Origin of the sequence: Bacteroides sp. DH3716P, from assembly GCF_025914115.1 — a bacterium.
In the GTDB taxonomy this organism is placed as follows: domain Bacteria; phylum Bacteroidota; class Bacteroidia; order Bacteroidales; family Bacteroidaceae; genus Bacteroides; species Bacteroides ovatus.
The window spans coordinates 3,336,068-3,360,288 of record NZ_CP083673.1 but is presented as its reverse complement, the minus strand read 5'-3'; the positions used below and the strand labels follow the sequence as shown (position 1 = coordinate 3,360,288).

Genomic DNA, 24,221 nt, shown 5'->3' with positions numbered 1-24,221 from the left:
GTATGGCTTTTAGAAAAGAAAATAAGACGAAAAGTAATTTCTCGAAGATCTCAATTGGTCTGGCTTCTCCGGAAGAAATCCTTGAGAATTCGAGTGGTGAAGTTTTGAAGCCTGAAACCATTAATTACCGTACGTACAAACCCGAACGTGACGGTTTGTTCTGCGAGCGCATTTTTGGTCCTATCAAGGATTATGAATGTCATTGCGGTAAATACAAGCGTATCCGTTATAAAGGTATCGTCTGCGACCGTTGTGGTGTGGAAGTTACTGAAAAGAAAGTGCGCCGTGAACGTATGGGACATATCCAGCTGGTTGTGCCGGTGGCTCACATCTGGTATTTCCGTTCGCTTCCTAATAAAATCGGTTATTTGCTCGGATTGCCGACAAAGAAACTGGATTCGATTATATACTACGAACGTTATGTTGTTATTCAGCCGGGTGTGAAAGCTGAAGATGGCGTAGCTGAATATGATTTGCTTTCTGAAGAAGAATATCTGGATATTTTGGATACGCTTCCGAAAGACAATCAGTATCTTGAAGATAATGATCCGAATAAATTTGTTGCAAAGATGGGAGCCGAAGCTATTTATGATTTGCTGGCTCGTTTGGATCTGGATGCTTTGTCTTACGAACTGCGTCACCGCGCCGGAAACGATGCGTCTCAGCAACGTAAGAATGAAGCTTTGAAACGTCTTCAGGTAGTAGAATCGTTCCGCGCATCACGTGGACGTAACAAACCGGAATGGATGATCGTACGTATCGTACCGGTTATTCCGCCCGAACTTCGTCCGTTGGTTCCGCTGGATGGTGGCCGTTTTGCTACATCTGACTTGAACGACCTTTATCGTCGTGTGATTATCCGTAACAACCGTTTGAAACGACTGATTGAAATCAAGGCTCCGGAAGTAATCTTGCGTAATGAAAAACGTATGCTTCAGGAATCTGTCGATTCTTTGTTTGATAACTCACGTAAGTCAAGTGCTGTGAAGACAGACGCCAACCGTCCGTTGAAGTCATTGTCTGACAGTTTGAAAGGTAAACAGGGACGCTTCCGTCAAAACTTGCTGGGTAAACGTGTTGACTACTCTGCTCGTTCCGTAATCGTCGTTGGTCCGGAATTAAAGATGGGTGAATGCGGTATTCCTAAATTGATGGCTGCCGAATTATACAAGCCGTTTATTATTCGCAAGCTCATCGAACGTGGTATCGTTAAGACTGTTAAGTCTGCAAAGAAAATCGTAGACCGCAAAGAGCCGGTGATTTGGGATATCTTAGAACATGTAATGAAGGGACACCCGGTACTGTTGAACCGTGCTCCGACCTTGCACCGTTTGGGTATTCAGGCTTTCCAGCCTAAAATGATCGAAGGTAAAGCTATTCAGTTGCACCCGTTGGCATGTACGGCATTCAACGCCGACTTTGACGGTGACCAGATGGCTGTTCACTTGCCTTTGAGTAATGAAGCAATTCTTGAAGCACAAATGTTGATGCTTCAATCACATAATATATTGAATCCGGCAAACGGTGCGCCTATTACTGTGCCTGCACAGGATATGGTTCTTGGTTTGTACTATATTACTAAGTTGCGTGCCGGTGCAAAAGGTGAAGGTTTGACATTCTACGGACCGGAAGAAGCGTTGATCGCTTACAATGAAGGTAAGGTAGATATTCATGCTCCGGTAAAGGTTATCGTGAAAGACGTTGATGAAAATGGTAACATTGTAGACGTAATGCGCGAAACTTCAGTAGGACGTGTGATTGTGAATGAAATCGTTCCACCTGAAGCTGGTTATATCAATACAATTATCTCTAAGAAATCTCTTCGTGATATTATTAGTGATGTAATTAAGGTATGTGGTGTGGCTAAGGCTGCCGACTTCCTGGATGGAATCAAGAATTTAGGTTATCAGATGGCGTTCAAGGGTGGTTTGTCATTCAACTTGGGTGATATTATCATTCCGAAGGAAAAAGAAACTTTGGTACAGAAAGGTTACGACGAAGTTGAACAAGTCGTAAACAACTATAACATGGGTTTCATTACCAATAACGAACGTTACAATCAGGTAATTGATATTTGGACACATGTGAACTCCGAGTTGTCTAATATCCTGATGAAGACTATTTCTTCGGACGATCAGGGTTTCAACTCTGTATATATGATGCTTGACTCTGGTGCCCGTGGTTCTAAAGAGCAGATTCGTCAGTTGTCAGGTATGCGTGGTTTGATGGCAAAACCGCAGAAAGCAGGCGCTGAAGGTGGTCAGATCATCGAGAACCCGATTTTGTCGAACTTTAAAGAAGGACTTTCGGTGTTGGAGTACTTTATCTCTACCCACGGTGCTCGTAAAGGTTTGGCGGATACCGCTTTGAAGACTGCCGATGCTGGTTATTTGACTCGTCGTCTGGTGGACGTATCACACGATGTGATTATTACAGAAGAAGATTGCGGTACACTCCGCGGATTGGTTTGTACGGACCTTAAGAATAATGATGAAGTTATTGCTACTCTGTACGAACGTATCTTAGGCCGTGTTTCCGTACATGATATTATTCATCCTACCACAGGTGAATTGCTTGTTGCCGGTGGTGAAGAAATCACAGAAGAAGTAGCCAAGAAGATTCAGGAGTCTCCGATCGAGAGTGTTGAAATCCGTTCGGTATTGACTTGTGAAGCTAAGAAGGGTGTTTGTGCTAAATGTTACGGACGTAACCTGGCAACGAGCCGCATGGTTCAGAAGGGTGAAGCTGTCGGTGTAATCGCTGCTCAGTCTATTGGTGAGCCGGGTACACAGTTGACATTGCGTACATTCCACGCCGGTGGTACTGCTGCAAATATTGCAGCTAACGCCAGTATCGTTGCTAAAAATAATGCACGTCTTGAATTTGAAGAGTTGCGTACAGTAGATATCGTTGACGAGATGGGTGAATCTGCAAAAGTGGTAGTAGGTCGTTTGGCCGAAGTACGTTTTGTGGATGTGAATACCGGTATCGTTCTTTCTACTCATAACGTACCTTATGGTTCAACACTGTATGTAAGCGACGGCGACTTGGTAGAAAAAGGCAAACTGATTGCTAAGTGGGACCCGTTCAATGCTGTTATTATCACAGAAGCAACCGGTAAGATCGAATTTGAGGGCGTGATTGAAAACGTTACTTATAAGGTTGAATCGGATGAAGCAACAGGTCTTCGTGAAATTATTATTATTGAATCCAAGGATAAAACCAAAGTTCCTACCGCTCATATCTTAACAGAGGACGGTGATTTGATCCGTACTTATAACTTACCGGTAGGTGGGCACGTTATCATCGAGAATGGTCAGAAGGTAAAAGCCGGTGAAGTAATCGTGAAGATTCCGCGTGCCGTAGGTAAGGCGGGTGATATCACGGGTGGTCTTCCTCGTGTTACTGAATTGTTTGAAGCTCGTAACCCGTCAAATCCGGCTGTCGTTTCTGAAATCGACGGTGAGGTGACAATGGGTAAGATCAAACGTGGTAACCGTGAAATCATCGTAACTTCCAAGACGGGTGAGGTTAAGAAGTATCTGGTTGCACTGTCTAAGCAGATTCTGGTACAGGAAAATGACTATGTACGTGCTGGTACTCCGTTGTCTGACGGTGCTACTACTCCGGCAGATATCTTGGCAATTAAGGGTCCTACAGCTGTACAGGAATATATCGTGAATGAAGTTCAGGATGTATACCGCTTGCAGGGTGTGAAGATCAATGATAAGCACTTTGAGATTATCGTTCGTCAGATGATGCGTAAAGTACAAATTGATGAACCGGGAGATACTCGCTTCCTCGAACAGCAAGTCGTAGACAAACTGGAATTCATGGAAGAAAATGATCGTATCTGGGGCAAGAAAGTCGTAGTGGATGCTGGTGATTCTCAAAATATGCAAGCTGGACAGATTGTAACTGCCCGCAAGTTGCGTGATGAGAATAGTATGTTGAAACGTCGTGACTTGAAGCCGGTTGAAGTTCGTGACGCTGTTGCTGCTACCTCTACTCAGATCCTTCAAGGTATCACGCGTGCTGCTTTGCAAACATCAAGCTTTATGTCGGCTGCTTCCTTCCAGGAAACAACGAAAGTATTGAATGAAGCTGCTATCAACGGTAAGATCGATAAGCTTGAAGGTATGAAGGAAAATGTGATCTGTGGTCACTTGATTCCTGCCGGTACCGGACAGCGCGAGTTCGAAAAGCTCATCGTTGGATCAAAAGAAGAGTATGACCGTATCTTGGCTAACAAGAAAACAGTACTTGACTACAATGAAGTAGAATAAATACAATTCAATTGACTATATGAAAAGGAGCAGTTGCCTGATTGGGCAATTGCTCCTTTTTTTATTTCTTTTTTACTCGCGTGTATTACCATTAGTTTCAGGAAAAATGTGTTATTTTGCAGGATAACTTTTTAATCATATTAAATATGGAAGAACAAAATAACAACGGACAATTACAGATTGAATTGAGAGAAGAGGTTGCACAGGGAACTTATGCAAATCTTGCTATTATTACTCATTCGAGTTCTGAATTCATCCTTGACTTCGTGCGCGTAATGCCGGGTATACCGAAGGCTGGTGTGCAATCTCGTATTATTGTGGCTCCGGAGCACGCAAAACGTCTGCTGCGGGCATTAGAAGATAATATAGCAAAGTATGAGCGCGTATTCGGTCCGATTCGTACTTCGGATGAACCCCCTATTTCTCCTTTGACGGGTGTAAAAGGCGAAGCGTGAGGATGATATAAAAACATTAAAAAAGAAAAAAAAGTTGTAGTGCATTGAATATTCAAATATTATTCGTATTTTTGCAGCCCAAAATGTATAGTTACGAAATTAATATAACAATAATATAAATCAAAAAACAATTAAAATGCCTACAATTCAGCAATTAGTAAGAAAAGGACGCGAAGTGCTGGTGGAGAAAAGTAAATCTCCAGCCTTGGATTCATGTCCTCAAAGACGTGGCGTTTGCGTGAGAGTATACACTACTACTCCGAAGAAGCCGAACTCTGCAATGCGTAAAGTAGCTCGTGTACGTTTGACTAACCAAAAAGAGGTGAACTCATACATTCCGGGAGAAGGACACAACTTGCAGGAACACTCAATCGTTTTGGTACGTGGTGGTCGTGTAAAAGACCTTCCGGGTGTGCGTTATCACATTGTACGTGGTACACTTGATACAGCAGGTGTTGCTGGTCGTACTCAAAGACGTTCTAAATATGGTGCTAAGCGTCCGAAACCAGGACAAGCTGCTGCTCCTGCTAAGGGTAAGAAAAAATAAGGATTAAGACCTAATTAAAATTAAAGTAATAACTTACGTTTTAGTTTGTTGGAAATGCTAAAGGTTGAGTAAATTCTCCGGAGGGAGAGTTGAAGAAGTCAAGAAGTAGACAACCAAGAACAAAAACATTATTTTTCAAACAAATGAGAAAAGCAAAACCAAAAAAACGCCTGATTCTTCCGGATCCCGTGTTTAATGACCAAAAGGTTTCCAAGTTCGTGAACCACTTGATGTATGATGGAAAGAAAAATACATCTTATGAAATCTTTTATGCCGCTTTGGAAACTGTGAAAGCAAAACTTCCTAACGAAGAAAAATCAGCTCTCGAAATCTGGAAAAAGGCTTTGGATAATGTAACTCCGCAAGTGGAAGTAAAGTCTCGCCGTGTAGGTGGTGCTACTTTCCAAGTTCCTACTGAAATCCGTCCGGATCGTAAAGAATCAATCTCTATGAAGAATTTGATTCTGTTTGCTCGCAAAAGAGGTGGTAAATCAATGGCTGACAAGTTGGCTGCTGAAATTATGGATGCCTTCAATGAACAAGGCGGTGCATACAAACGTAAAGAAGATATGCACAGAATGGCAGAAGCTAACCGTGCATTTGCTCATTTTAGATTCTAATACTGTAAGAAACCTAATATAAACTTAAAGTAAAGGAATTAGAAGATGGCTAAACATGATTTACATTTAACTCGTAATATCGGTATCATGGCTCACATTGATGCCGGAAAAACAACTACTTCTGAACGTATCCTGTTCTATACTGGATTGACTCACAAAATTGGTGAAGTTCATGATGGTGCTGCTACTATGGACTGGATGGAACAGGAGCAAGAACGTGGTATCACTATTACATCCGCTGCTACAACAACAAGGTGGAAATATGCTGGTGATACTTATAAAATTAACTTGATTGACACTCCGGGACACGTTGACTTTACCGCAGAGGTAGAACGTTCATTGCGTATCCTTGATGGGGCTGTAGCTGCTTACTGTGCTGTTGGTGGTGTTGAGCCTCAATCAGAAACTGTATGGCGTCAGGCTGATAAATATAACGTTCCTCGTATTGCTTATGTTAATAAGATGGATCGTTCTGGTGCTGACTTCTTTGAAGTAGTTCGTCAGATGAAGGATGTTCTTGGAGCTAATCCGTGTCCGATTGTTGTTCCTATCGGTGCTGAAGAATCTTTCAAAGGTCTTGTTGACCTTATCAAAATGAAAGCTATCTATTGGCATGATGAAACAATGGGGGCTGACTACAGTATTGAGGAAATCCCTGCAGAACTTATCGATGAAGCTAACGAGTGGAGAGATAAGATGCTTGAAAAAGTAGCAGAATTTGATGATGCTTTGATGGAGAAATATTTCGATGATCCTTCTACTATTACTGAAGAAGAAGTATTGAGAGCTCTTCGTAATGCAACAGTTCAGATGGCTGTAGTTCCTATGCTTTGCGGATCTTCTTTTAAGAACAAAGGTGTTCAGACATTGCTTGATTATGTTTGTGCTTTCTTGCCTTCTCCACTTGATACAGAGAACGTAATAGGTACAAATCCTAATACGGGAGCTGAAGAGGATCGTAAACCAAGTGATGATGAAAAAACATCTGCTTTGGCGTTTAAGATCGCAACTGACCCATATGTTGGACGTTTGACTTTCTTCCGTGTTTATTCTGGTAAAATTGAAGCAGGTTCTTATATCTACAACTCTCGTTCTGGTAAGAAAGAACGCGTTTCTCGTCTGTTTCAGATGCACTCCAACAAACAGAACCCGGTTGAAGTAATCGGTGCTGGTGATATTGGTGCAGGTGTAGGCTTTAAAGATATTCGTACTGGGGATACTTTGTGTGATGAAACAGCTCCGATAGTACTTGAGTCTATGGACTTCCCGGAACCGGTTATTGGTATCGCTGTAGAACCTAAGACTCAGAAAGATATGGATAAACTGTCTAACGGTTTGGCTAAATTGGCTGAAGAAGATCCGACATTTACTGTGAAAACAGACGAACAGACAGGTCAGACAGTTATTTCTGGTATGGGTGAGCTTCACTTGGATATTATCATTGACCGTTTGAAACGTGAATTCAAGGTAGAATGTAACCAAGGTAAGCCTCAGGTTAACTATAAGGAAGCTATCACGAAGACAGTTAACTTGCGTGAAGTGTACAAGAAGCAGTCTGGTGGACGTGGTAAGTTTGCTGATATCATTGTGAACATTGGTCCGGCTGATGCGGATTTCACTTTAGGTGGTTTGCAGTTTGTTGATGAAGTGAAGGGTGGTAATATTCCTAAGGAATTTATTCCTGCAGTTCAGAAAGGCTTTACAAATGCTATGAAGAGTGGTGTTTTGGCAGGCTACCCATTGGATTCATTGAAAGTGACTTTGGTTGATGGTTCATTCCACCCGGTTGACTCTGACCAGTTGTCATTTGAAATCTGTGCAATGCAGGCTTATAAAAATGCATGTGCTAAGGCAGGTCCTGTTTTGATGGAACCTATCATGAAACTGGAAGTTGTAACTCCGGAAGAAAACATGGGTGATGTTATCGGTGACTTGAACAAACGTCGTGGACAGGTTGAAGGTATGGAATCTAGCCGCTCTGGCGCTCGTATCGTGAAAGCGATGGTTCCACTGGCGGAAATGTTTGGTTACGTAACAGCTTTACGTACTATTACTTCTGGTCGTGCAACCTCGTCAATGACCTACTCTCATCACGCTCAGCTTTCTTCTTCTATTGCTAAGGCTGTATTGGAAGAAGTAAAAGGACGCGCTGATTTACTCTAAAATATCTAAAGCAGCAGGCTAGCGAATGACTCTTAGCCTGCCGCTTTATCTTATTATAAATGTATTAATTAAAAAAAATAATGAGTCAGAAAATTAGAATTAAATTGAAATCTTACGACCACAACTTGGTTGACAAGTCAGCTGAGAAAATTGTAAGAACTGTAAAAGCTACTGGTGCTATCGTTAGCGGTCCAATACCTCTGCCTACGCACAAACGTATCTTTACTGTGAACCGTTCGACTTTCGTAAACAAAAAGTCTCGTGAGCAATTTGAACTCTCTTCTTATAAGAGATTAATCGACATCTATAGCTCAACAGCTAAGACAGTAGATGCTTTGATGAAGTTGGAATTGCCAAGTGGTGTGGAAGTAGAAATTAAAGTTTGATAATTAAAAATTAGTGAAATGCCAGGATTATTAGGAAAAAAAATCGGAATGACATCCGTTTTCAGTGCCGATGGTAAAAATGTACCATGCACTGTTATCGAAGCAGGTCCTTGTGTTGTTACTCAAGTTAAAACTGTAGAAAAAGATGGCTATGCAGCTGTTCAGTTGGGTTTCCAGGACAAAAAGGAAAAACATACAACTAAACCGTTGATGGGACATTTTAAAAGAGCAGGAGTAACACCGAAGAGACACTTGGCTGAGTTCAAAGAATTTGAAACAGAGTTGAATTTGGGTGATACCATTACTGTAGAAATGTTTAACGACGCTAGCTTTGTTGACGTTGTTGGTACTTCTAAGGGTAAGGGTTTTCAGGGTGTAGTAAAAAGACATGGTTTTGGTGGTGTGGGTCAAGCTACTCACGGTCAGCATAATCGCGCTCGTAAACCGGGTTCTATCGGTGCTTGTTCTTACCCTGCAAAAGTATTCAAAGGAATGCGCATGGGTGGACAACTTGGTGGTGACAGAGTCACTGTACAAAACTTGCAGGTATTAAAAGTAATCGCGGATCATAACCTTCTTTTGGTTAAAGGTTCTATCCCGGGTTGCAAAGGTTCAATCGTATTAATTGAGAAATAATGGAAGTTAACGTATATAACATTAAAGGTGAAGACACTGGGAGAAAGGTTACGTTAAACGAATCTATCTTCGGAATTGAGCCCAACGACCACGCTATTTATTTGGACGTAAAACAATTTATGGCTAATCAGCGTCAGGGTACTCATAAGTCAAAAGAAAGAAGTGAAATCAGTGGTTCAACTCGTAAGATCGGTCGTCAGAAAGGTGGCGGTGGAGCACGTCGTGGTGATATGAACTCGCCTGTTCTTGTAGGTGGTGCTCGTGTTTTCGGTCCGAAACCAAGAGACTATTTCTTCAAATTGAATAAAAAAGTTAAGACATTGGCTCGTAAGTCAGCTTTGTCTTATAAAGCTCAAAATGATGCAATCATTGTCGTTGAGGATTTCACATTTGAAGCTCCTAAGACAAAAGATTTCGTTGCAATGACAAAAAATCTTAAAGTTTCCGATAAAAAGCTACTTGTAATTTTACCGGAAGCAAATAAAAACGTATATTTGTCAGCTCGTAACATTGAGGGTACTAATGTGCAGACTATCTCAGGATTAAATACTTACAGAGTATTGAATGCTGGGGTTGTTGTGCTTACAGAAAACTCTCTGAAGGCTATTGACAATATCTTAATTTAAAAAGGAGGCTTAAATAATGGGAATTATTATTAAACCGTTGGTAACAGAGAAAATGACTGCAATCACAGATAAGCTGAATCGTTTCGGCTTTGTTGTACGTCCTGAAGCTAACAAACTGGAAATTAAGAAGGAAATTGAAGCTCTTTATAATGTTACTGTAGTTGATGTGAATACTGTGAAGTATGCTGGCAAGAATAAGAGCCGTTATACCAAAGCAGGTATCATCAATGGTCGTACGAATGCTTTCAAAAAAGCAATCGTGACATTGAAAGAAGGAGATACTATTGATTTTTATAGCAATATTTAATAAAAATGGCAGTACGTAAATTTAAGCCCACAACACCGGGGCAAAGACATAAAATTATTGGTACTTTCGAAGAAATTACTGCATCAGTACCAGAAAAGTCTCTTGTATATGGTAAGAAATCATCTGGTGGTCGTAACAGCGAAGGTAAGATGACTATGCGCTACATTGGTGGCGGTCATAGAAAGGTGATTAGAATTGTTGATTTCAAGAGAAATAAGGACGGTGTTCCAGCAGTAGTTAAAACAATCGAATACGACCCGAATCGTTCGGCTCGTATCGCTCTGTTATTTTATGCTGATGGAGAAAAAAGATATATTATTGCTCCCAATGGATTGCAAGTTGGTGCGACTCTGATGTCAGGTGAAACAGCAGCGCCAGAGATTGGTAATGCTCTTCCTCTTCAGAACATTCCGGTGGGTACTGTAATTCACAATATCGAATTACGTCCGGGACAGGGCGCTGCTCTGGTTCGTTCAGCTGGTAACTTTGCTCAGTTGACTTCTCGTGAGGGTAAGTATTGTGTAATTAAGTTGCCTTCAGGTGAAGTTAGACAGATTCTTAGCACTTGTAAAGCTACTATCGGTAGTGTAGGTAACTCTGATCATGGGTTGGAAAGTTCAGGTAAAGCTGGACGTTCTCGTTGGCAAGGACGTCGTCCTCGTAACCGTGGTGTTGTAATGAACCCGGTTGATCACCCGATGGGTGGTGGTGAAGGACGTGCTTCCGGAGGTCACCCAAGATCACGTAAGGGATTGTATGCTAAGGGACTTAAGACTAGAGCTCCTAAGAAACAATCGTCTAAGTACATTATTGAGAGAAGAAAAAAGTAATCTGATTAATTGAGTAAACTATGAGTCGTTCATTAAAAAAAGGTCCATATATTAACGTTAAGCTTGAAAAGAGAATTCTTGCCATGAATGAATCAGGTAAGAAAGTCGTAGTAAAGACTTGGGCCAGAGCTTCAATGATTTCGCCTGATTTTGTAGGCCATACAGTTGCAGTTCACAATGGAAATAAATTTATTCCTGTTTATGTTACCGAGAATATGGTAGGACACAAGTTGGGCGAATTTGCTCCAACCCGTACATTCAGAGGACACGCTGGTAACAAGAAAAGATAACAGGATTTATTTGAAATAATAAAGTAATAAATAATAATGGGAGCAAGAAAAAAAATATCGGCTGAAAAAAGAAAAGAAGCCCTTAAGACCATGTATTTTGCAAAATTGCAAAATGTTCCTACTTCTCCACGTAAGATGCGTCTGGTTGCAGACATGATCCGTGGTATGGAAGTGAACAGAGCACTTGGTGTTTTGAAATTTTCTTCAAAAGAAGCTGCTGCAAGAGTGGAAAAATTGCTTCGCTCTGCAATTGCTAACTGGGAACAGAAAAACGAACGTAAAGCAGAAAGTGGCGAATTGTTCGTAACACAGATTTTTGTTGATGGTGGAGCTACACTCAAAAGAATGAGACCGGCACCACAGGGTAGAGGTTATAGAATTCGCAAACGTTCAAATCACGTAACATTGTTCGTTGGTGCTAAAAGTAATAACGAAGATCAAAATTAAGGTAGATGGGACAAAAAGTTAATCCAATAAGCAACCGTTTAGGAATTATCAGAGGATGGGATTCTAACTGGTATGGTGGAAATGATTACGGTGATTCTTTGCTGGAAGATAGCAAAATCCGTAAATATCTTAATGCAAGACTTGCAAAAGCAAGTGTATCAAGAATCGTAATTGAACGTACGCTGAAGCTCGTTACTATTACTGTTTGCACTGCTCGCCCGGGTATTATTATCGGTAAAGGTGGCCAAGAAGTTGATAAGTTAAAAGAGGAGTTGAAGAAGGTTACCGACAAAGATATTCAAATCAATATCTTTGAAGTGAAGAGACCGGAACTGGATGCTGTGATTGTTGCTAACAACATCGCTCGCCAGGTTGAAGGTAAAATTGCCTATCGCCGTGCCATCAAGATGGCTATCGCAAACACAATGCGTATGGGTGCTGAAGGTATCAAAATTCAGATTTCAGGACGTTTGAATGGAGCTGAAATGGCTCGTTCTGAAATGTATAAAGAAGGAAGAACTCCGTTGCACACTTTCAGAGCTGATATCGACTACTGTCATGCAGAAGCATTGACTAAAGTAGGTCTTCTTGGTATCAAAGTTTGGATTTGTAGAGGTGAAGTGTTTGGTAAGAAAGAATTGGCTCCGAACTTTACACAAAGCAAAGAAAGTGGTCGTGGAAACAATAGTGGAAACAACGGCGGAAAGAACTTCAAAAGAAAGAAAAATAATCGCTAAACGAATTTGAATTTTAGGAAACTATGTTACAACCGAAAAAGACAAAATTCAGAAGACAACAAAAAGGCCGTCAGAAAGGTAATGCCCAGAGAGGCAACCAGCTGGCCTTTGGTTCTTTTGGCATAAAGGCTTTGGAGACTAAGTGGATTACAGGCCGTCAGATCGAAGCTGCTCGTATTGCAGTAACAAGATATATGCAACGTCAAGGACAGATCTGGATCCGTATATTCCCGGATAAACCGATCACTAGAAAACCTGCCGATGTACGTATGGGTAAAGGTAAAGGTGCTCCAGAGGGATTTGTGGCTCCTGTAACTCCAGGTAGAATCATTATTGAAGCTGAAGGAGTATCTTACGAAATCGCGAAAGAAGCATTGCGCTTAGCTGCTCAAAAGCTTCCTATTACAACGAAGTTTGTCGTAAGACGTGATTATGATATTCAAAATCAAAATGCGTAAGTGTTATGAAAATTGCAGAAATTAAAGAAATGACTACTAATGATTTAGTAGAAAGAGTAGAGGCGGAAACAGCTAATTATAACCAAATGGTTATTAATCATTCTATTTCTCCTTTGGAAAATCCTGCTCAAATCAAACAATTACGCAGGACTATTGCGCGTATGAAAACAGAATTGCGCGAAAGAGAACTTAACAATAAATGATCAGCTTGATGGAAGCAAGAAATTTAAGAAAAGAAAGAACAGGGGTTGTGTTGAGCAATAAGATGGACAAGACCATCACAGTTGCTGCCAAATTTAAGGAAAAACACCCTATATATGGTAAGTTCGTTAGCAAAACGAAGAAGTACCATGCTCACGATGAAAAGAATGAATGCAATATCGGTGATACTGTAAGCATCATGGAAACTCGTCCTTTGAGCAAGACTAAAAGATGGAGATTAGTAGAAATAATTGAAAGAGCTAAGTAATTATGATACAAGTAGAATCCAGACTTACAGTATGTGATAACAGTGGAGCGAAAGAGGCGTTGTGTATCCGCGTTTTGGGTGGTACAGGCCGTCGTTATGCTTCAGTGGGGGATGTCATTGTAGTTTCAGTGAAGAGCGTTATCCCTTCTAGTGATGTTAAAAAAGGTGCAGTATCAAAGGCTTTGATTGTACGTACAAAGAAAGAAATCCGTCGTCCTGATGGTTCTTATATACGTTTTGATGATAATGCTTGCGTGTTGTTGAATAATGCAGGTGAAATTAGAGGTAGTCGTATTTTCGGTCCTGTAGCAAGAGAACTTCGTGCTACAAACATGAAAGTTGTGTCACTTGCGCCTGAGGTACTTTAATTTGTAAAAGATTTAAGTAATGAGTAAATTACATATTAAAAAAGGCGACACAGTTTACGTAAATGCTGGTGAAGATAAGGGCAAAACTGGTCGTGTATTGAAGGTTCTTGTTAAAGAAGGACGTGCATTTGTTGAAGGTATCAATATGGTATCTAAAAGCACAAAGCCGAATGCAAAGAATCCACAAGGTGGTATTGTGAAGCAAGAAGCTTCTATCCACATTTCAAACTTGAACCCGGTTGATCCAAAAACTGGTAAAGCAACGCGTATTGGGAGAAAAAAGAGTTCGGAAGGAACTTTAGTGCGTTATTCTAAAAAATCAGGAGAGGAGATTAAGTAATGAGTAATACTGCTAGTCTTAAGAAAGAATATGCAGAGCGTATAGCACCTGCATTGAAATCACAGTTCCAGTATTCTTCTACAATGCAGATACCCGTACTTAAGAAGATTGTAATCAATCAGGGATTAGGTATGGCTGTTGCTGATAAGAAGATTATCGAAGTAGCAATCAATGAAATGACAGCTATTACAGGTCAAAAAGCTGTAGCTACCATTTCTCGTAAAGATATCGCAAACTTTAAGTTGCGTAAAAAAATGCCGATTGGTGTTATGGTAACTTTACGTCGTGAAAGAATGTACGAATTCCTTGAAAAATTGGTTCGTGTAGCTCTTCCTCGTATTCGTGACTTCAAAGGTATCGAAAGTAAGTTTGATGGTAAAGGTAACTATACCCTTGGTATTCAGGAACAAATCATTTTCCCTGAAATAAATATCGATAGTATTACAAGAATTCTCGGAATGAATATTACCTTTGTAACCTCTGCGGAAACAGATGAAGAAGGTTATGCTTTGCTGAAGGAATTCGGTTTACCTTTTAAAAACGCTAAAAAAGACTAATAGATATGGCAAAGGAATCAATGAAAGCACGTGAAGTAAAGCGTGCTAAATTAGTAGCCAAATACGCCGAGAAAAGAGCTGCTTTGAAGCAAATCGTAAGAACAGGTGATCCTGCTGATGCTTTCGAAGCTGCACAGAAGTTGCAAGAGTTGCCAAAGAATTCTAATCCAATTCGTATGCACAACCGTTGCAAACTGACTGGTCGTCCTAAAGGTTATATTCGTCAGTTCGGAATTTCGAGAATTCAATTCCGTGAGATGGCATCTAACGGACTGATCCCAGGCGTAAAAAAAGCAAGCTGGTAATTATTGTTTAAATATTGTCAGGGTAGTCCTGATTAATTTAATTTATTTTTATATGACTGATCCAATAGCAGATTATTTAACGAGGTTGCGGAACGCGATTGGTGCAAAGCACAGAGTTGTTGAAGTTCCCGCTTCGAATTTGAAAAAAGAAATCACTAAGATTCTTTTTGAAAAAGGCTACATCCTTAATTATAAGTTTGTAGAAGATGGTCCTCAAGGAACTATTAAGGTTGCCTTGAAGTATGATTCTGTTAACAAAGTTAACGCAATCAAAAAGTTAGAAAGAATATCTTCTCCGGGTATGCGTAAGTATACTGGTTACAAAGATATGCCGCGTGTTATTAATGGGCTGGGTATTGCTATAATATCTACTTCCAAAGGTGTAATGACTAACAAAGAGGCTGCAGAACTGAAAATCGGTGGTGAAGTCTTGTGTTATGTATATTAATTAGGAGGAATTAGAATGTCAAGAATAGGAAAATTACCCATTAGTATCCCTGCTGGAGTGACAATCACTCTGAAGGATAATGTGGTTACCGTAAAGGGACCCAAAGGCGAAATGAGCCAATATGTGAATCCTGCTATCAATGTTACTATTGAAGACGGACACGTAACTTTAACAGAAAACGATAAAGAAATGCTTGATAACCCGAAGCAGAAACATGCTTTCCACGGTTTGTATCGTTCATTGGTTCACAACATGGTTGTGGGCGTATCTGAAGGTTACAAGAAAGAACTGGAACTTGTAGGTGTAGGTTATCGTGCTTCAAACCAAGGTAACATCATTGAGCTGGCTTTAGGTTATACACACAATATTTTCATTCAATTACCTGCTGAGGTAAAAGTTGAAACGAAGTCTGAAAGAAATAAGAATCCTCTTATTATATTGGAATCGTGTGACAAACAATTGCTTGGTCAAGTTTGCTCTAAAATACGTTCTTTCCGTAAGCCTGAACCATACAAGGGTAAAGGTATTAAGTTTGTTGGCGAAGTAATTCGTAGAAAGTCTGGTAAATCAGCCGGCGCTAAGTAATTCATATAAAATTAGATTATTATGACAACAAAAATAGAAAGACGAGTTAAGATCAAATATAGAGTACGCAACAAAATTTCAGGTACTACTGAATGTCCGCGTATGAGTGTATTTAGAAGTAACAAGCAAATTTATGTCCAGATTATCGATGATCTTTCTGGTAAGACACTGGCTGCTGCTTCTTCTTTAGGTTTGACTGAGAAAGTCGCTAAAAAAGAACAAGCTGCTAAAGTTGGTGAAATGATTGCTAAAAAGGCTCAGGAAGCAGGTATAACTACTGTTGTTTTCGACCGTAATGGTTACTTGTATCATGGGAGAGTAAAAGAAGTAGCTGATGCTGCTCGTAACGGTGGACTTAAATTTTAATCATTATGGCAGGAGTTAATAATAGAGTTAAGATTACTAACGATATAGAACTGAAAGATAGATTAGTTGCTATTAATCGTGTTACTAAAGTTACCAAAGGTGGTAGAACTTTTAGTTTCTCTGCAATCGTTGTTGTAGGTAACGAAGAAGGTATCATTGGTTGGGGACTTGGTAAAGCAGGTGAAGTAACAGCTGCTATCGCTAAAGGTGTTGAGTCAGCTAAAAAGAACCTGGTGAAAGTACCTATTTTAAAAGGTACTGTTCCTCATGAACAATCAGCTAGATTTGGTGGTGCTGAAGTATTCATCAAACCTGCATCTCACGGAACCGGTGTTGTAGCTGGTGGTGCTATGCGTGCTGTATTGGAAAGTGTTGGTGTTACTGACGTTTTGGCTAAATCTAAAGGTTCTTCGAATCCGCATAACCTTGTTAAAGCTACAATTGAAGCTTTGAGTGAAATGCGTGATGCAAGAATGGTTGCTCAGAACAGAGGTATTAGTGTTGAAAAAGTATTTAGAGGATAAGGAGGAGATATGTCAACTATAAAGATTAAACAAGTTAAAAGTAGAATTGGTGCTCCAGCTGATCAGAAAAGAACTCTTGACGCACTGGGACTTCGTAAACTGAACCGTGTGGTTGAACACGAAAGCACTCCTTCAATTCTTGGAATGGTAGATAAAGTAAAACACTTGGTTGCCATTGTTAAGTAATTATTTGTTGAATAATAAAACGAAATTACAATATGAACTTAAGTAATTTAAAACCTGCTGAGGGATCTACTAAGACAAGAAAAAGAATTGGACGTGGTGCTGGTTCTGGCTTAGGTGGTACTTCTACAAGAGGTCATAAAGGAGCTAAATCAAGATCTGGATACTCTAAGAAAATCGGTTTTGAAGGTGGTCAGATGCCTCTTCAACGTCGAGTTCCTAAATTTGGTTTCAAGAATATCAATCGTGTTGAATATAAAGCTATCAATCTGGATACTATCCAGAAACTTGCTGAAGCTAAGAGCTTGACAAAAGTTGGTGTAAACGACTTTATCGAAGCAGGATTTATTTCTTCAAATCAGTTGGTAAAAGTATTGGGTAACGGAACTCTGACTAACAAGCTGGAAGTAGAAGCTCATGCATTCTCTAAGACTGCAACTGCTGCTATCGAAGCTGCTGGTGGAACTGTAGTAAAACTCTGATTCAATGAGAAAAGCTATTGAAACATTAAAGAATATATGGAAGATTGAGGATCTGAGACAGCGGATCCTCATCACCATATTGTTCGTGGCAATTTACCGTTTCGGATCGTATGTCGTATTACCGGGTATCAATCCGGCGATGCTGGCGAAATTGCACGAACAAACAAGTGAAGGCCTTTTAGCCTTGTTAAATATGTTCTCTGGAGGAGCATTTTCTAATGCCTCTATTTTTGCATTAGGAATCATGCCTTATATCTCTGCATCTATCGTAATCCAGTTATTGGGAATCGCTGTACCGTATTTCCAGAAGTTGCAACGCGAAGGTGAGAGCGGCAGAAGAAAAATGAATCAATATACTCGTTACTTGACGATTGCTATATTGTTAGTTCAGGCCCCTTCTTATTTGCTCAATCTTAAAATGCAGGCTGGCCCTTCCTTAAATGCTTCATTAGATTGGACTCTGTTTATGGTTACCTCTACCATTATTTTGGCAGCAGGTAGTATGTTTATTTTGTGGCTTGGTGAAAGAATTACTGATAAAGGTATTGGTAACGGTATTTCATTTATCATCTTGATTGGTATTATCGCTCGTTTCCCTGATGCTTTGTTGCAAGAAGTTGTGTCCAGAGTAGCAAATAAGAGCGGTGGTCTGATTATGTTTATAATTGAAATCGTATTCTTATTATTAGTGATTGGCGCTGCTATTCTTTTGGTGCAAGGTACAAGAAAGATTCCTGTACAGTATGCAAAAAGAATCGTTGGTAACAAGCAATATGGTGGTGCTAGACAGTATATCCCTTTAAAGGTGAATGCTGCCGGTGTTATGCCTATCATCTTTGCTCAGGCAATCATGTTTATTCCAATTACATTTATCGGTTTTTCAAATGTAAATGATGCAGGCGGTTTCTTGCATGCGTTTACAGATCATACAAGTTTCTGGTATAATTTTGTCTTTGCGGTAATGATTATATTATTTACGTATTTCTATACTGCAATTACAATTAATCCGACTCAGATGGCTGAGGATATGAAGAGAAATAATGGTTTCATCCCTGGTATTAAACCGGGAAAGAAAACAGCAGAGTATATTGATGATATAATGTCTCGTATCACTTTGCCGGGTTCTTTCTTCTTGGCTTTAGTTGCTATTATGCCTGCTTTTGCCGGTGTATTCGGAGTGCAAGCAGGATTCGCTCAATTCTTCGGCGGTACATCTTTGTTAATTCTTGTAGGTGTTGTTCTTGATACCCTGCAACAGGTTGAAAGTCATTTGTTGATGAGACACTATGATGGTCTGTTGAAATCTGGTCGTATTAAAGGACGCGCTGGTGTAGCGGCATATTAATTCTTTAGATTAGAAATGATATTTCTTAAAACAGAAGATGAAATAGAATTGCTCCGTCAGAGTAACCTGCTTGTTGGTAAAACTCTTGCAGAGGTTGCCAAACTGGTGAAGCCTGGTGTAACTACACGTGAGTTGGATAAAGTTGCTGAAGAGTTCATTAGAGATCATGGGGCAACTCCAACTTTCAAAGGATTTCCGAATCAATATGGAGAACCATTTCCCGCATCTCTTTGTACTTCTGTCAACGAACAGGTGGTACATGGAATCCCAGGGGATATCGTACTGAAAGATGGTGATATCGTATCAGTGGATTGCGGAACTTACATGAATGGTTTCTGTGGTGATTCTGCTTATACTTTTTGTGTAGGAGAGGTAGACGAAGAGATTCGTAACTTGTTGAAGATAACTAAAGAAGCGTTATATATTGGCATCCAGAACGCAGTGCAAGGTAAAAGAATTGGTGATATCGGATATGCTATTCAGCAATATTGTGAGTCTCATTCTTATGGTGTAGTGCGTGAGTTTGTTGGCCATGGCATCGGTAAAGAGATGCACGAAGATCCTCAGGTTCCTAACTATGGTAAAAGAGGATATGGACCATTGATGAAAAGAGGCCTTTGCATAGCGATAGAGCCGATGATAACATTGGGAGACCGACAAGTGATAATGGAAAGTGACGGATGGACTGTGAGGACCAGAGATCGTAAATGTGCTGCACATTTTGAGCATACGATAGCTGTTGGAGCTGGTGAAGCTGATATTTTGTCTTCATTCAAATTCATAGAAGAAGTTTTAGGAGATAAAGCAATATAATATGGCAAAGCAATCTGCAATAGAACAAGATGGAGTTATAGTTGAAGCATTGTCAAATGCAATGTTTCGTGTTGAATTAGAAAACGGACATGAGATTACCGCACATATTTCAGGCAAGATGAGGATGCATTACATCAAGATCCTGCCGGGAGATAAAGTGAGAGTCGAAATGTCTCCTTACGACTTATCGAAAGGAAGAATTGTGTTTAGATATAAATAAAATAAGATATGAAAGTAAGAGCATCATTAAAGAAACGCACGCCAGAATGTAAGATCGTTAGACGTAATGGCCGTTTGTATGTTATTAACAAGAAAAATCCTAAGTATAAACAACGTCAAGGATAATTTGTTATTTTTGCAAAAAAAATAATTTAGTATATGGCTATAAGAATAGTTGGTGTAGATTTACCTCAGAACAAAAGAGGTGAAATTGCGTTGACCTATGTATATGGAATAGGTCGCAGTAGTTCAGCAAAAATTTTAGATAAAGCTGGTGTAGATAAAGATCTGAAGGTTAAAGACTGGACAGATGATCAAGCTGCTAAGATTCGTGAGATTATCGGTGCAGAGTATAAAGTAGAAGGTGATCTTCGTTCTGAAATCCAATTGAACATTAAGCGATTAATGGATATTGGTTGCTATCGTGGTGTACGTCACCGTATTGGTCTGCCTGTTAGAGGTCAGAGCACTAAGAACAATGCACGTACTCGTAAGGGTAGAAAGAAAACCGTTGCTAATAAGAAAAAAGCTACTAAATAATAATTGTTGATATGGCAAAAAAAACAGTTGCAGCTAAAAAGAGAAATGTGAAAGTAGACGCTAATGGACAGTTGCATGTTCATTCATCTTTCAACAATATTATTGTTTCTCTTGCAAATAGTGAAGGGCAGATTATCTCTTGGTCATCTGCTGGTAAAATGGGATTTAGAGGTTCTAAAAAGAATACTCCTTATGCAGCTCAGATGGCTGCCCAGGATTGTGCAAAGATTGCATTCGATCTTGGCCTGAGAAAGGTAAAAGCATATGTGAAGGGTCCAGGTAACGGACGTGAGTCTGCTATTAGAACTATCCACGGTGCTGGTATCGAAGTTACTGAAATCATTGACGTGACTCCGCTTCCACATAATGGTTGTCGTCCTCCGAAAAGACGTAGAGTTTAATTTACCTTTAACTTACACAATGATCTTGATTTTGTTTTTGGATTACATTTAATTTCTCTCTGTAATCGCGGCTGCAACAAATTAAGTTCATGAATAAACAATTAAATATTTAAAAGAAATGGCTAGATATACTGGACCAAAATCGAGAATCGCCCGTAAATTCGGTGAAGGAATCTTTGGAGCTGACAAAGTTTTGTCAAAGAAGAACTATCCTCCCGGACAACATGGTAATTCAAGAAAAAGAAAAACTTCTGAATATGGTGTGCAACTTCGTGAAAAGCAGAAAGCTAAATACACCTATGGAGTTTTAGAAAAACAATTCCGCAATTTGTTTGAAAAAGCAGCTACTGCTAAAGGTATTACCGGTGAGGTACTCCTTCAATTGCTGGAAGGCCGTCTTGACAACGTAGTATTCCGTTTGGGAATTGCTCCTACACGTGCTGCTGCTCGTCAGTTGGTTAGTCACAAGCACATTACTGTAGATGGTGAAGTGGTAAACATCCCTTCATTTGCAGTAAAACCAGGACAATTGATTGGTGTTCGTGAAAGATCTAAATCTTTGGAAGTAATTGCTAATTCTCTTGCAGGTTTCAATCATAGCAAGTATGCTTGGTTGGAATGGGACGAAGCTTCTAAGGTTGGTAAAATGTTGCACATACCTGAAAGAGCAGACATTCCTGAGAACATTAAAGAACATTTGATCGTTGAATTGTATTCTAAATAATAATTAATTTCATGGCGATATTAGCATTTCAAAAACCTGATAAAGTATTAATGTTGGAGGCGGACTCCAGATTCGGTAAATTCGAATTCCGTCCGTTGGAACCGGGTTTTGGTATTACTGTAGGTAATGCATTACGCCGAATCCTTCTTTCTTCATTAGAGGGTTTTGCTATCACTACTATCAGAATCGATGGTGTGGAGCATGAATTTTCTAGTGTACCTGGAGTAAAAGAGGATGTTACCAACATTATCTTGAATCTGAAACAAGTGAGATTCAAGCAAGTAGTTGAAGAGTTCGAGAGCGAAAAAGTGAGCATCACTGTCGAGAATTCCAGTGAATTTAAAGCAGGTGACATAGGTAAGTATTTGACTGGATTTGAAGTGTTAAATCCGGAATTAGTTATTTGTCATTTAGATTCTAAGTCAACTATGCAGATTGATATTACAATTAACAAAGGCCGTGGTTATGTACCTGCTGATGAGAATCGCGAGTATTGCACGGATGTTAATGTAATTCCAATCGACTCTATTTATACACCGATACGTAATGTCAAGTATGCTGTAGAAAACTTCCGTGTAGAACAGAAGACTGACTACGAAAAGCTAGTACTTGAAATTAGTACCGACGGTTCTATACATCCGAAAGAAGCGCTGAAAGAAGCTGCAAAAATTCTGATTTATCACTTCATGTTGTTCTCTGACGAGAAGATCACGCTTGAAAGTAATGATACTGATGGCAATGAAGAGTTTGATGAAGAAGTATTGCACATGCGTCAGCTGTTGAAAACTAAACTCGTTGATATGGACTTGTCAGTTCGTGCCCTCAATTGCTTGAAGGCTGCTGACGTAGAAACTCTCGGCGACTTGGTACAATTCAACAAAACTGACCTGCTAAAATTCAGAAACTTCGGAAAGAAATCGCTTACCGAGCTTGATGATTTGCTGGAAAGTCTGAATCTGTCGTTTGGAACCGACATTTCTAAATATAAATTAGATAAAGAATAAAAAATGAGACATAATAAAAAATTCAATCATTTAGGTCGTACTGCTTCTCATAGAAGCGCTATGTTATCTAACATGGCTTGCTCTTTGATCAAGCACAAAAGAATCACTACGACTGTTGCAAAGGCGAAAGCTTTGAAAAAGTTTGTTGAGCCTTTGATTACTAAGTCTAAAGAAGATACTACGAACTCTCGTCGTGTTGTATTTAGCAACTTGCAAGATAAGATTGCAGTAACAGAGCTGTTCAAAGAAATCTCTGTTAAGATTGCTGATCGTCCGGGTGGTTATACTCGTATTATCAAGACTGGTAACCGTTTGGGTGACAATGCAGAAATGTGCTTCATCGAGTTGGTTGACTACAATGAAAACATGGCTAAGGAAAAAGTTGCTAAGAAAGCTACTCGTACTCGTCGTTCGAAGAAAGCTGCTGAAGCTACTCCTGCTGCTGTTGAAGCTCCTGCAACTGAAGCTCCTAAGGCTGAAGAACCAAAAGCTGAATCAGCTGAATAATTTTACAGTTATTCTTATAGATATAAAAAAGGCTACCCTCACAGGTAGCCTTTTTTGTTTGTCTGCCGTTTACTAATACTAAGATACATTAAAATATATCTTAATAGAACTTTTCATAGAGAGAATCTGTTATATTTGCAGGTGAATATGGCAAAATTTGTAAAGGTAATATTGTTTCTGTTGCTGACTGTTGCTTTTCATAGCATAGCAGGCAATGTTTCTACTGCGAAAGTGGTGGATGAACAGGAGCGTGCTATTACATATGCAATGAGACAGCATGGGGAAATCAGCGCACCGGATCTTCCTGGTAAGCCAGTGGCTGAACTGAACAACTTGCAAAGCCATCAGATATCTGTAACACGTATTCAACGTGTACAACTTGGAGAATATTTCTTTTCTTTAAAAAATGCGCTACAATGTTGTGCTGATCGTGATAATTCACTTTCACAACACTGGGGGCGGATTTATGGTACAACAACTTCCTATTATTGCCAGCCATCAAGTGAATACTATGTATATACTTTGAGGCGTATAATTATTTAGTAGTATATTTATTGGTATTGTTTATTTTGTGGTTACTGGTATCTTCTGTAATACCGGTGACTATATCCTTTTTATCTTTATATTTTTACTAATAATTTAAACTTTAAATATTATGGCAACTACTCAAACGATTGATGCTACTATCTTCGCATCTTCACACCCCGATATCGCAAAACGTACAAGTGTTTCAGGAGTTTTAATTTCTTCTGTAATGTTATTGGTCGGTATTTTAGCTTTTGCTTCTACTTTCGAATTGGAAGATAAGTCTTCTACGGTTAGTATGGCTTTGATGGTTCTGGGAACAGGTTTATTCCTTATGGGGATTTTCCGTCTCTTCTGGAAATCAAAAGAAGTTATTTATTTGCCAACCAAAAGTGTGGCTAAAGAGCATAGTATATTCTTTGATTTGAAACACATGGATGCTTTGAGGAATCTTGTGAATTCGGGTTCATTCTCTGCAGGTTCGAATATAAAGAGTGAGGCTAGTGGTAATATACGTATGGATGTGATACTTTCTGCTGATAAAAAGTTTGCAGCTGTACAGTTATTCCAGTTTATACCTTATACATATCAGCCAATAACATCAGTGCAGTATTTCACTGATGAACAAGCTTCAGCGGTAATAGCATTTCTGGCAAAAAGTAAAATGCAGTAAAAGTATATCTACAAAACCTGTTTAACTTTGTTTTTTCCGACACATTAAAACAGGT

General features: G+C 39.6%; 37 protein-coding genes. All 37 read left to right on the top strand.

Features of this window, described 5'->3' with window-relative positions; all coding sequences use genetic code 11:
• The first annotated feature begins 2 nt into the window (after positions 1-2).
• Positions 3-4,286: a DNA-directed RNA polymerase subunit beta' gene (gene rpoC / locus KQP79_RS12415; protein ID WP_004310891.1), complete on the top strand. Its 4,284-nt coding sequence runs from the start codon at positions 3-5 to the stop codon at positions 4,284-4,286.
• A gap of 146 nt (positions 4,287-4,432) precedes the next feature.
• Positions 4,433-4,741, top strand: coding sequence for a DUF3467 domain-containing protein (locus tag KQP79_RS12410; RefSeq protein WP_004296354.1), 309 nt, complete (start codon positions 4,433-4,435; stop codon positions 4,739-4,741).
• Positions 4,742-4,877: 136 nt separating this feature from the next.
• Positions 4,878-5,288, top strand: coding sequence for a 30S ribosomal protein S12 (gene rpsL, locus KQP79_RS12405; protein ID WP_002558078.1), 411 nt, complete (start codon positions 4,878-4,880; stop codon positions 5,286-5,288).
• A gap of 143 nt (positions 5,289-5,431) precedes the next feature.
• On the top strand, positions 5,432-5,908 hold the full coding sequence (rpsG, locus tag KQP79_RS12400; RefSeq protein ID WP_004296352.1) for a 30S ribosomal protein S7: 477 nt from the start codon (positions 5,432-5,434) through the stop codon (positions 5,906-5,908).
• 45 nt (positions 5,909-5,953) lie between these two features.
• A complete protein-coding gene (gene fusA / locus KQP79_RS12395) occupies positions 5,954-8,071 on the top strand; it encodes an elongation factor G (protein WP_004310890.1) in 2,118 nt (705 codons plus the stop codon).
• Positions 8,072-8,151: 80 nt separating this feature from the next.
• Positions 8,152-8,457 (top strand): 30S ribosomal protein S10, encoded by a 306-nt coding sequence (rpsJ, locus tag KQP79_RS12390; RefSeq protein WP_002558075.1) that lies wholly within the window; start codon positions 8,152-8,154, stop codon positions 8,455-8,457.
• A gap of 18 nt (positions 8,458-8,475) precedes the next feature.
• Entirely contained in the window at positions 8,476-9,093 is a 618-nt protein-coding gene (gene rplC, locus KQP79_RS12385) for a 50S ribosomal protein L3 (protein WP_004313455.1), read from the top strand.
• Positions 9,093-9,719, top strand: a complete 627-nt coding sequence (gene rplD / locus KQP79_RS12380) for a 50S ribosomal protein L4 (RefSeq protein WP_004310887.1) — start codon at positions 9,093-9,095, stop codon at positions 9,717-9,719. The genes rplC and rplD overlap by 1 nt, the downstream gene beginning before the upstream one ends.
• 16 nt (positions 9,720-9,735) lie before the next feature.
• Entirely contained in the window at positions 9,736-10,026 is a 291-nt protein-coding gene (gene rplW, locus KQP79_RS12375) for a 50S ribosomal protein L23 (protein WP_004296347.1), read from the top strand.
• A 5-nt stretch (positions 10,027-10,031) separates the two neighbouring features.
• Positions 10,032-10,856: a 50S ribosomal protein L2 gene (gene rplB, locus KQP79_RS12370; protein WP_004296346.1), complete on the top strand. Its 825-nt coding sequence runs from the start codon at positions 10,032-10,034 to the stop codon at positions 10,854-10,856.
• 20 nt (positions 10,857-10,876) lie between these two features.
• On the top strand, positions 10,877-11,146 hold the full coding sequence (gene rpsS / locus KQP79_RS12365; RefSeq protein ID WP_004296345.1) for a 30S ribosomal protein S19: 270 nt from the start codon (positions 10,877-10,879) through the stop codon (positions 11,144-11,146).
• A gap of 36 nt (positions 11,147-11,182) precedes the next feature.
• Entirely contained in the window at positions 11,183-11,593 is a 411-nt protein-coding gene (gene rplV / locus KQP79_RS12360; RefSeq protein WP_004296344.1) for a 50S ribosomal protein L22, read from the top strand.
• Positions 11,594-11,598: 5 nt separating this feature from the next.
• Positions 11,599-12,330 (top strand): 30S ribosomal protein S3, encoded by a 732-nt coding sequence (gene rpsC, locus KQP79_RS12355; RefSeq protein ID WP_004296343.1) that lies wholly within the window; start codon positions 11,599-11,601, stop codon positions 12,328-12,330.
• A gap of 23 nt (positions 12,331-12,353) precedes the next feature.
• Positions 12,354-12,788 (top strand): 50S ribosomal protein L16, encoded by a 435-nt coding sequence (gene rplP, locus KQP79_RS12350; protein ID WP_004291234.1) that lies wholly within the window; start codon positions 12,354-12,356, stop codon positions 12,786-12,788.
• A 5-nt stretch (positions 12,789-12,793) separates the two neighbouring features.
• On the top strand, positions 12,794-12,991 hold the full coding sequence (rpmC, locus tag KQP79_RS12345; protein WP_004296342.1) for a 50S ribosomal protein L29: 198 nt from the start codon (positions 12,794-12,796) through the stop codon (positions 12,989-12,991).
• Positions 12,988-13,257: a 30S ribosomal protein S17 gene (gene rpsQ / locus KQP79_RS12340; protein ID WP_004296341.1), complete on the top strand. Its 270-nt coding sequence runs from the start codon at positions 12,988-12,990 to the stop codon at positions 13,255-13,257. Before rpmC ends, rpsQ begins: the two co-directional genes overlap by 4 nt.
• A 2-nt stretch (positions 13,258-13,259) precedes the next feature.
• Positions 13,260-13,625 carry a 50S ribosomal protein L14 gene (gene rplN / locus KQP79_RS12335; RefSeq protein WP_004296340.1) on the top strand — a complete coding sequence of 122 codons (366 nt, stop codon included), beginning with the start codon at positions 13,260-13,262 and terminating at the stop codon, positions 13,623-13,625.
• Positions 13,626-13,644: 19 nt separating this feature from the next.
• Entirely contained in the window at positions 13,645-13,965 is a 321-nt protein-coding gene (gene rplX / locus KQP79_RS12330; RefSeq protein WP_004296339.1) for a 50S ribosomal protein L24, read from the top strand.
• Positions 13,965-14,522 (top strand): 50S ribosomal protein L5, encoded by a 558-nt coding sequence (gene rplE, locus KQP79_RS12325; protein WP_004310886.1) that lies wholly within the window; start codon positions 13,965-13,967, stop codon positions 14,520-14,522. The genes rplX and rplE overlap by 1 nt, the downstream gene beginning before the upstream one ends.
• A 5-nt stretch (positions 14,523-14,527) precedes the next feature.
• Positions 14,528-14,827, top strand: a complete 300-nt coding sequence (gene rpsN, locus KQP79_RS12320) for a 30S ribosomal protein S14 (protein ID WP_004310885.1) — start codon at positions 14,528-14,530, stop codon at positions 14,825-14,827.
• A gap of 52 nt (positions 14,828-14,879) precedes the next feature.
• Positions 14,880-15,275, top strand: coding sequence for a 30S ribosomal protein S8 (rpsH, locus tag KQP79_RS12315; RefSeq protein ID WP_004296336.1), 396 nt, complete (start codon positions 14,880-14,882; stop codon positions 15,273-15,275).
• Positions 15,276-15,290: 15 nt separating this feature from the next.
• Complete coding sequence (gene rplF, locus KQP79_RS12310) at positions 15,291-15,860, top strand: 50S ribosomal protein L6 (protein WP_004310884.1); 570 nt, start codon at positions 15,291-15,293, stop codon at positions 15,858-15,860.
• A 21-nt stretch (positions 15,861-15,881) separates the two neighbouring features.
• Positions 15,882-16,226, top strand: a complete 345-nt coding sequence (gene rplR, locus KQP79_RS12305; protein WP_004310883.1) for a 50S ribosomal protein L18 — start codon at positions 15,882-15,884, stop codon at positions 16,224-16,226.
• Positions 16,227-16,231: 5 nt separating this feature from the next.
• Positions 16,232-16,750 carry a 30S ribosomal protein S5 gene (rpsE, locus tag KQP79_RS12300; RefSeq protein ID WP_004296333.1) on the top strand — a complete coding sequence of 173 codons (519 nt, stop codon included), beginning with the start codon at positions 16,232-16,234 and terminating at the stop codon, positions 16,748-16,750.
• 9 nt (positions 16,751-16,759) lie between these two features.
• Positions 16,760-16,936 (top strand): 50S ribosomal protein L30, encoded by a 177-nt coding sequence (rpmD, locus tag KQP79_RS12295; RefSeq protein ID WP_004296332.1) that lies wholly within the window; start codon positions 16,760-16,762, stop codon positions 16,934-16,936.
• 32 nt (positions 16,937-16,968) lie between these two features.
• Positions 16,969-17,415 carry a 50S ribosomal protein L15 gene (rplO, locus tag KQP79_RS12290; protein ID WP_004310882.1) on the top strand — a complete coding sequence of 149 codons (447 nt, stop codon included), beginning with the start codon at positions 16,969-16,971 and terminating at the stop codon, positions 17,413-17,415.
• Between the two features lie 4 nt (positions 17,416-17,419).
• Positions 17,420-18,760, top strand: coding sequence for a preprotein translocase subunit SecY (gene secY, locus KQP79_RS12285; protein ID WP_004310881.1), 1,341 nt, complete (start codon positions 17,420-17,422; stop codon positions 18,758-18,760).
• A gap of 15 nt (positions 18,761-18,775) precedes the next feature.
• The gene (gene map, locus KQP79_RS12280) at positions 18,776-19,573 is read left to right on the top strand and encodes a type I methionyl aminopeptidase (protein ID WP_004310880.1); all 798 of its coding nucleotides are present in this window, start codon (positions 18,776-18,778) and stop codon (positions 19,571-19,573) included.
• 1 nt (position 19,574) lies between these two features.
• Positions 19,575-19,793, top strand: a complete 219-nt coding sequence (gene infA / locus KQP79_RS12275; protein WP_002558052.1) for a translation initiation factor IF-1 — start codon at positions 19,575-19,577, stop codon at positions 19,791-19,793.
• Positions 19,794-19,801: 8 nt separating this feature from the next.
• Complete coding sequence (gene ykgO / locus KQP79_RS12270; protein ID WP_002558051.1) at positions 19,802-19,918, top strand: type B 50S ribosomal protein L36; 117 nt, start codon at positions 19,802-19,804, stop codon at positions 19,916-19,918.
• A gap of 33 nt (positions 19,919-19,951) precedes the next feature.
• Positions 19,952-20,332: a 30S ribosomal protein S13 gene (rpsM, locus tag KQP79_RS12265; protein WP_004296328.1), complete on the top strand. Its 381-nt coding sequence runs from the start codon at positions 19,952-19,954 to the stop codon at positions 20,330-20,332.
• 11 nt (positions 20,333-20,343) lie between these two features.
• Positions 20,344-20,733 (top strand): 30S ribosomal protein S11, encoded by a 390-nt coding sequence (gene rpsK, locus KQP79_RS12260; protein ID WP_004296327.1) that lies wholly within the window; start codon positions 20,344-20,346, stop codon positions 20,731-20,733.
• Positions 20,734-20,851: 118 nt separating this feature from the next.
• Positions 20,852-21,457 (top strand): 30S ribosomal protein S4, encoded by a 606-nt coding sequence (gene rpsD / locus KQP79_RS12255; protein ID WP_004296326.1) that lies wholly within the window; start codon positions 20,852-20,854, stop codon positions 21,455-21,457.
• Between the two features lie 11 nt (positions 21,458-21,468).
• Positions 21,469-22,461: a DNA-directed RNA polymerase subunit alpha gene (locus KQP79_RS12250; RefSeq protein WP_004296325.1), complete on the top strand. Its 993-nt coding sequence runs from the start codon at positions 21,469-21,471 to the stop codon at positions 22,459-22,461.
• A gap of 3 nt (positions 22,462-22,464) precedes the next feature.
• Positions 22,465-22,968, top strand: coding sequence for a 50S ribosomal protein L17 (gene rplQ / locus KQP79_RS12245; protein WP_004296324.1), 504 nt, complete (start codon positions 22,465-22,467; stop codon positions 22,966-22,968).
• 147 nt (positions 22,969-23,115) lie between these two features.
• Positions 23,116-23,511, top strand: coding sequence for a hypothetical protein (locus KQP79_RS12240; RefSeq protein ID WP_004296323.1), 396 nt, complete (start codon positions 23,116-23,118; stop codon positions 23,509-23,511).
• A 112-nt stretch (positions 23,512-23,623) separates the two neighbouring features.
• Positions 23,624-24,166, top strand: a complete 543-nt coding sequence (locus tag KQP79_RS12235; protein ID WP_004310879.1) for a hypothetical protein — start codon at positions 23,624-23,626, stop codon at positions 24,164-24,166.
• Positions 24,167-24,221: the final 55 nt, after the last annotated feature.

Coding starts and splice junctions, on each gene's coding strand:
- rpsJ (WP_002558075.1), top strand. CDS start 8,152: ATGAGTCAGAAAATTAGAATTAAATTGAAATCTTACGACCACAACTTG.
- rplX (WP_004296339.1), top strand. CDS start 13,645: ATGAGTAAATTACATATTAAAAAAGGCGACACAGTTTACGTAAATGCT.
- KQP79_RS12410 (WP_004296354.1), top strand. CDS start 4,433: ATGGAAGAACAAAATAACAACGGACAATTACAGATTGAATTGAGAGAA.
- rpsG (WP_004296352.1), top strand. CDS start 5,432: ATGAGAAAAGCAAAACCAAAAAAACGCCTGATTCTTCCGGATCCCGTG.
- rpsK (WP_004296327.1), top strand. CDS start 20,344: ATGGCAAAAAAAACAGTTGCAGCTAAAAAGAGAAATGTGAAAGTAGAC.
- rplQ (WP_004296324.1), top strand. CDS start 22,465: ATGAGACATAATAAAAAATTCAATCATTTAGGTCGTACTGCTTCTCAT.
- rpmC (WP_004296342.1), top strand. CDS start 12,794: ATGAAAATTGCAGAAATTAAAGAAATGACTACTAATGATTTAGTAGAA.
- rplO (WP_004310882.1), top strand. CDS start 16,969: ATGAACTTAAGTAATTTAAAACCTGCTGAGGGATCTACTAAGACAAGA.
- rpsL (WP_002558078.1), top strand. CDS start 4,878: ATGCCTACAATTCAGCAATTAGTAAGAAAAGGACGCGAAGTGCTGGTG.
- rpsN (WP_004310885.1), top strand. CDS start 14,528: ATGGCAAAGGAATCAATGAAAGCACGTGAAGTAAAGCGTGCTAAATTA.
- secY (WP_004310881.1), top strand. CDS start 17,420: ATGAGAAAAGCTATTGAAACATTAAAGAATATATGGAAGATTGAGGAT.
- rpsD (WP_004296326.1), top strand. CDS start 20,852: ATGGCTAGATATACTGGACCAAAATCGAGAATCGCCCGTAAATTCGGT.
- rplW (WP_004296347.1), top strand. CDS start 9,736: ATGGGAATTATTATTAAACCGTTGGTAACAGAGAAAATGACTGCAATC.
- rplR (WP_004310883.1), top strand. CDS start 15,882: ATGACAACAAAAATAGAAAGACGAGTTAAGATCAAATATAGAGTACGC.
- rpoC (WP_004310891.1), top strand. CDS start 3: ATGGCTTTTAGAAAAGAAAATAAGACGAAAAGTAATTTCTCGAAGATC.
- KQP79_RS12240 (WP_004296323.1), top strand. CDS start 23,116: ATGGCAAAATTTGTAAAGGTAATATTGTTTCTGTTGCTGACTGTTGCT.
- rpsE (WP_004296333.1), top strand. CDS start 16,232: ATGGCAGGAGTTAATAATAGAGTTAAGATTACTAACGATATAGAACTG.
- rplE (WP_004310886.1), top strand. CDS start 13,965: ATGAGTAATACTGCTAGTCTTAAGAAAGAATATGCAGAGCGTATAGCA.
- rpsM (WP_004296328.1), top strand. CDS start 19,952: ATGGCTATAAGAATAGTTGGTGTAGATTTACCTCAGAACAAAAGAGGT.
- rplN (WP_004296340.1), top strand. CDS start 13,260: ATGATACAAGTAGAATCCAGACTTACAGTATGTGATAACAGTGGAGCG.
- map (WP_004310880.1), top strand. CDS start 18,776: ATGATATTTCTTAAAACAGAAGATGAAATAGAATTGCTCCGTCAGAGT.
- rpsC (WP_004296343.1), top strand. CDS start 11,599: ATGGGACAAAAAGTTAATCCAATAAGCAACCGTTTAGGAATTATCAGA.
- rplD (WP_004310887.1), top strand. CDS start 9,093: ATGGAAGTTAACGTATATAACATTAAAGGTGAAGACACTGGGAGAAAG.
- rplC (WP_004313455.1), top strand. CDS start 8,476: ATGCCAGGATTATTAGGAAAAAAAATCGGAATGACATCCGTTTTCAGT.
- KQP79_RS12250 (WP_004296325.1), top strand. CDS start 21,469: ATGGCGATATTAGCATTTCAAAAACCTGATAAAGTATTAATGTTGGAG.
- rpsS (WP_004296345.1), top strand. CDS start 10,877: ATGAGTCGTTCATTAAAAAAAGGTCCATATATTAACGTTAAGCTTGAA.
- rpsQ (WP_004296341.1), top strand. CDS start 12,988: ATGATCAGCTTGATGGAAGCAAGAAATTTAAGAAAAGAAAGAACAGGG.
- rpsH (WP_004296336.1), top strand. CDS start 14,880: ATGACTGATCCAATAGCAGATTATTTAACGAGGTTGCGGAACGCGATT.
- rplB (WP_004296346.1), top strand. CDS start 10,032: ATGGCAGTACGTAAATTTAAGCCCACAACACCGGGGCAAAGACATAAA.
- rpmD (WP_004296332.1), top strand. CDS start 16,760: ATGTCAACTATAAAGATTAAACAAGTTAAAAGTAGAATTGGTGCTCCA.
- rplV (WP_004296344.1), top strand. CDS start 11,183: ATGGGAGCAAGAAAAAAAATATCGGCTGAAAAAAGAAAAGAAGCCCTT.
- rplF (WP_004310884.1), top strand. CDS start 15,291: ATGTCAAGAATAGGAAAATTACCCATTAGTATCCCTGCTGGAGTGACA.
- rplP (WP_004291234.1), top strand. CDS start 12,354: ATGTTACAACCGAAAAAGACAAAATTCAGAAGACAACAAAAAGGCCGT.
- ykgO (WP_002558051.1), top strand. CDS start 19,802: ATGAAAGTAAGAGCATCATTAAAGAAACGCACGCCAGAATGTAAGATC.
- KQP79_RS12235 (WP_004310879.1), top strand. CDS start 23,624: ATGGCAACTACTCAAACGATTGATGCTACTATCTTCGCATCTTCACAC.
- infA (WP_002558052.1), top strand. CDS start 19,575: ATGGCAAAGCAATCTGCAATAGAACAAGATGGAGTTATAGTTGAAGCA.
- fusA (WP_004310890.1), top strand. CDS start 5,954: ATGGCTAAACATGATTTACATTTAACTCGTAATATCGGTATCATGGCT.